Genomic DNA, 4,872 nt, shown 5'->3' with positions numbered 1-4,872 from the left:
TGCCCCGCAGGCTCGGCAGTTTGCACGGCAGACTCGGCAGTTGGCATTGAGATCGGCACAGGCCTGTGCCGATCTCGATGCCAACTGCCGACGATTCCGTCAGATCAGACCTCAGGCGTCCAGAGGTCCTCGCCGTTGGCGGGCGTGCCCACCGCGCCGACGCCGACCGGCACGGCGTCCGGCATGTCGCCCAGCGCGCGCTGCGCCACGGCGCCCGAGGAGAAGTTCGCGTAGCACTCCGGGCAGTACCAGTCCGGCGTCGGGACCGGGGTGTCGAAGCCGCCGTAGACCACGTCGGGCTCGAGCTTCATGTTGTCGTGGATGCCCTGGCCCCACACGATGCGCTTGGTGGCGCCGCGCTGACCGCACGACGGGCACGCCGGACGCATCTGCGCGCGCTGCGACAGCACGGCGTGCGGGTGCAGCAGCGCGTGGCACGGGCCGCACACCAGGAACGTCTGCTCGATGAGCTCGGCCAGGGGGCGCTCGCCGCTCTGGCCGGTGTGGGCGCCGTCGTCGTGCGGGCGCAGCTGCATGACGTCGACGAACCGCTCGCACGACGCGCAGCGCTCCTCGCGGCGCAGGTCCGTGCCCGAGACCTGCTTGTGGCCCAGCAGGCGCAGCACGTGCAGGTTGGGCGACAGCTCGTCGGTCTCGCAGTTGCCGGCGTCGAGCGTGCCGGTGGCGCCGTGCTTGTACTGGTGGGCGATGCCGTCGAGCACCAGGCGGGCGTGCTCCTGCGGCAGCCAGCCGGACGAGCGCGCGTACGCGGCAGCGCCGTTGAAGAGGTCGTCCCACACGACGGGCTTGTCGGGGCCGAAGACCTCGTCGCTGACCCAGTCCTCACCCTGGCTGGCGCCCATGAGCTCGACCGCGGCGACGATGCCCGGCTCGGAGCCCACGACGGTGACGACGACGTCACCGCGCTGGGGGCCGTCCGCGCCGCCCGGCAGCCGGTGCTCGTGGCTACGGCTCGCGATCGCGACCGCCTCGCCCAGCCAGTCCTCGGACCAGTTCAGGTAGACGGACGGGACGAGCCAGGCAGGAAGGGACGAAACATTGGGAAGCATGTCGGGTTCGCTGGTCACGCGGGGAGAATAGCGCAGCACGGTGACGCCGTTATGACACGCCCGGTGCGCGACCTTCGCGACTTACCCGGACACTTACCCGAACTCGACCACCACCTGGTCGTACCCCAACGGGGACAACATCGCCTCGAGGGTCGCGGTCGTGTTCGCCCGGGCCCGTTCGTCCAGGTCGGAGCCCGCCGCGGCGTCCGAGATCCGGCCCTGCGCCGTCGCGAGCGCCTCCTGGCGGGCGTCGGTGTCGGACTCGAAGAGATCACCCACCCGGTCCACGAGCCCGCGGTCCTCCGTCAGGGCGCGGCTGGCCTCGAGGTCGACGCGCGGCTCGGCGAGCTCCGGCTCGGGCACCGTGACGGTGACCTCCGTGCCGTCCTCGGAGATCTCGATCGCGTCCTTGTCCAGGCCCGTGAAGTCCACGTACGCCTCGACCGAGCCGTTCACGGCGAGCACCAGGCGCTCCCCCGCGAGCCAGCTCGGCACGTACCGCACGTCGTTCTCCAGGTCCACGAGCACCTCGTACTGCGCCTCGGCGGCCACGAACCGCGCCAGGTCCTTCATGCTGACCAGCACCGGCGTCTCCGACCGGTCCACCTCGCCCGTCGAGAACGGGTTCATGCTGTCCAGCAGCGTGCGCCAGATCGCGTCGCGGAAGTCGTCCCGCAGGGTGAAGACCGCCCCCGCGACGAGTCCGGCGCTCAGCGCCGCGCCCAGGAGGAACCCCAGCACGCCCGCCAGCCCGGCGGGCATGCGGCGGCGCGGCCCGTCCGCCGTCGGCGCGCTGCCGGACGGCGTCGGCTCGGTCCTGGAACCCACCTGCTCGGTCTCTACCTCGGTGCCCGTCATCCCCGCGCCCCTTCCCGGGGAGATACCCGACATATCTCCCGTCCAGGTATCCCACGCTAGCCCCCACCACCGACACTCGCCCACCAGCCCGTCGCCTCCAAGAGCAAGGCCGGAAACGACGTCGGCCGGTTGCTTCGAGACCGGTCGATCAACCGACCGATCTCGAAGCAACCGACCGAAGTCAGCAATCCACGCGACCTGAGTTTTACCTCAGTTCTTGCGGTACTCCCACGGGGAGTCCACCGGGCGCAGGGTCTCCCAGTCGGAGGCCCGGCCGATCGCCGCCGCCAGCACGCCCGCGATGGTCGCCGCGTTGTGCAGCCGGCCCGCGAGCGCGAGCGCCGCGGCCTCCTCCAGCGGCACGGGCACCACGACCATGTCGGCCTCCTCGGCCTCGCGGGTGTGCCGCTCGTCGTCGGGCACCGGCGTGAGGTCGCGCGCCAGGTACACCCGGACGGCCTCGTTGCTGCCGCCCGGCGTGGGCAGCAGGTCGAGCAGCACGTCCCAGGAGCCGGCGTTCATGTCCGCCTCCTCGGCCAGCTCGCGGGCCGCGGCCACGTGCGGGTCCTCGCCGTCCAGGTCGAGCAGGCCGGCGGGCGCCTCCCAGAGGAAGGCGCCGACCGGGTGTCGGTACTGGCGCAGCAGCAGCACGTTGCCGTCGTCCGTCAGCGCCACCACGACCACCGCTCCCGGGTGGTCGACGTACTCCCGCCGGACGATGCCGCCGGCCTCGCCGAGGTCGACCTCGTCGGAGACCATGTCGACCACAAAACCCTGGAACGGTACGTCGAGCCGCCGCGCGGGGCGGGGGTCGATGACGTCCGTGACCTCGTCGCTGCTCATGCTGTCCCTCCGCCGCGCCTGCCGGCGATCCTGCCTGTTGTCATGAGGACTGCTTCTCGAGCGCCGCCGCGATCAGGCCCGCGAACAGCGGGTGTGCCCGCGTGGGGCGCGACTTGAACTCGGGGTGCGCCTGCGTGGACACGAAGTACGGGTGCGTCTCGGCGGGCAGCTCGACGAACTCGACGAGCGACGAGTCAGGGGACGTGCCGGAGATCAGCAGACCCGCCTCCTCCAGCTCGCCGCGGAACGAGTTGTTCACCTCGTAGCGGTGGCGGTGCCGCTCGGTCACCTTCTCGCTGCCGTAGGCCTTGGCCACCACGGAGCCGGCGGCGAGCTGCGCCTCGTAGGCACCCAGGCGCATGGTGCCGCCCATGTCGCCCTCGCCCTCCACGATCGACTTCTGCTCGGCCATGGTCGCCACGACAGGGTGGCTGCTGGTCGGGTGGAACTCGGTGGACGAGGCGTCGGCCCAGCCCAGCACGTTGCGCGCGTACTCGATCACCATCGACTGCAGGCCCAGGCAGATGCCCAGGGTCGGCACCAGGTTCTCGCGCGACCAGCGCAGCGCCCCGACCTTGCCGTCGATGCCGCGCACGCCGAAGCCGCCCGGCACCAGCACCGCGTCGACGCCCTCCAACGAGGCCTGGGCCCCCTCCGGCGTCTGGCAGTCGTCGGCCGCGACCCAGCGGATGGCCACCTTCGCGTCGTTGGCGAAGCCGCCGGCGCGCAGCGCCTCCGTCACGGACAGGTAGGCGTCCGGCAGGTCGATGTACTTGCCGACCAGCGCGACCTCGACGTTGTGCTCGGGCTCGTGCACGCGCTCCAGCAGCCGGCTCCAGCCGTCCCAGTCGACGTCGTGGAAGGGCATGCCCAGGCGGCGCACCACGTAGGCGTCCAGGCCCTCGGCGTGGATGACGCGCGGGATGTCGTAGATCGACGGCGCGTCGGCGCAGTTGATCACTGCCTCGTTGTCGACGTCGCACATGAGCGCGATCTTGCGCTTGATGCTCTCGGGCACCACGCGGTCGGAGCGCAGCACGATGGCGTCCGGCTGGATGCCGATCGAGCGCAGCGCCGCCACGGAGTGCTGCGTCGGCTTGGTCTTCAGCTCGCCCGACGGGCCGATGTACGGCACCAGCGAGACATGCAGGAAGAACACGTTGTCGCGGCCGAGCTCGTGCCGCACCTGGCGCGCGGACTCGAGGAACGGCTGCGACTCGATGTCGCCCACGGTGCCGCCGATCTCCGTGATGATCACGTCGACGGCGTCGGACGCCTGCTCGCGCATCCGGAACTTGATCTCGTCGGTGATGTGCGGGATGACCTGCACGGTGTCGCCCAGGTACTCGCCGCGGCGCTCCTTGGCGATGACGCGCGAGTACACCTGGCCGGTGGTCACGTTGGACGAGGCGGGCAGCTCGACGTCGAGGAACCGCTCGTAGTGCCCGATGTCCAGGTCGGTCTCGGCGCCGTCCTCGGTGACGAAGACCTCACCGTGCTGGAACGGGTTCATGGTGCCGGGATCCACGTTGAGGTAGGGATCCAGCTTCTGCATGGTGACGCTGAGGCCACGCGAGCGGAGCAGGCGACCGAGCGATGACGCCGTCAGTCCCTTGCCGAGAGAGGACGCCACACCACCGGTGACGAAGATGTGCTTGGTCGGCGTGGAGGCGCCGGACCGCTGACGGGACTGGAGACTGCTTCGGTGTTCGACCACGGAACTCCATCCTAAACGAGGTACGGCGTGCTGGTGGTGTAACGACCGGCACACGCGCTCGCCGAGCGGGGACTTTCGACCCTTTGGGTCGAGTCTGCCCCTGCTGCGGCCTTTGCGCTCGCTCAGTCAGGCCTTCCTGGAGAACTTCCTCCCCAACGTCCTGAGCAGGGGCGCGACGGCGGCCCGCAGGTCCCGGTCCAGCAGCACCGCGACCGCCGCGGTGACTGCCGCGGCCAGCAGCCCGAACGCCAGCCCGAGGCCCAGGTCGCCGGCGAACGCACCGCCGTCGAACTCGACCTCGCCCGGGGCCGTGCGGGAGGCCGAGAAGAACGAGCCCTCGGACAGGCCGAGCTGCCAGGGCGCCCAGAGCCCGGCCGCGGCACC

At 71.0% G+C, this 4,872-nt stretch carries 4 protein-coding genes and 1 pseudogene; all 5 read right to left on the bottom strand.

Features of this window, described 5'->3' with window-relative positions:
* Positions 1-104: 104 nt before the first annotated feature.
* Positions 105-1,088, bottom strand: a complete 984-nt coding sequence (locus PROKR_RS04705; RefSeq protein WP_245605699.1) for a hypothetical protein — start codon at positions 1,086-1,088, stop codon at positions 105-107.
* 75 nt (positions 1,089-1,163) lie between these two features.
* Positions 1,164-1,928: a DUF4230 domain-containing protein gene (locus tag PROKR_RS04700; RefSeq protein ID WP_051432671.1), complete on the bottom strand. Its 765-nt coding sequence runs from the start codon at positions 1,926-1,928 to the stop codon at positions 1,164-1,166.
* Positions 1,929-2,138: 210 nt separating this feature from the next.
* On the bottom strand, positions 2,139-2,771 hold the full coding sequence (locus PROKR_RS04695) for an NUDIX domain-containing protein (RefSeq protein ID WP_020012930.1): 633 nt from the start codon (positions 2,769-2,771) through the stop codon (positions 2,139-2,141).
* A 40-nt stretch (positions 2,772-2,811) separates the two neighbouring features.
* Positions 2,812-4,488 (bottom strand): CTP synthase, encoded by a 1,677-nt coding sequence (locus PROKR_RS04690; RefSeq protein WP_036960037.1) that lies wholly within the window; start codon positions 4,486-4,488, stop codon positions 2,812-2,814.
* Positions 4,489-4,614: 126 nt separating this feature from the next.
* Positions 4,615-4,872: pseudogene (locus tag PROKR_RS33905) on the bottom strand (murein biosynthesis integral membrane protein MurJ); the annotation flags it as partial.

Origin of the sequence: Promicromonospora kroppenstedtii DSM 19349 (genome assembly GCF_000515355.1) — a bacterium.
Taxonomy (GTDB): domain Bacteria; phylum Actinomycetota; class Actinomycetes; order Actinomycetales; family Cellulomonadaceae; genus Promicromonospora; species Promicromonospora kroppenstedtii.
This window is presented reverse-complemented; position numbering and strand designations above follow the sequence as displayed.

Bases quoted from the DNA above. Each gene is read 5' to 3' on its own strand.
- PROKR_RS04700 (WP_051432671.1), bottom strand. From the start codon at position 1,928: ATGACGGGCACCGAGGTAGAGACCGAGCAGGTGGGTTCCAGGACCGAG.
- PROKR_RS04695 (WP_020012930.1), bottom strand. From the start codon at position 2,771: ATGAGCAGCGACGAGGTCACGGACGTCATCGACCCCCGCCCCGCGCGG.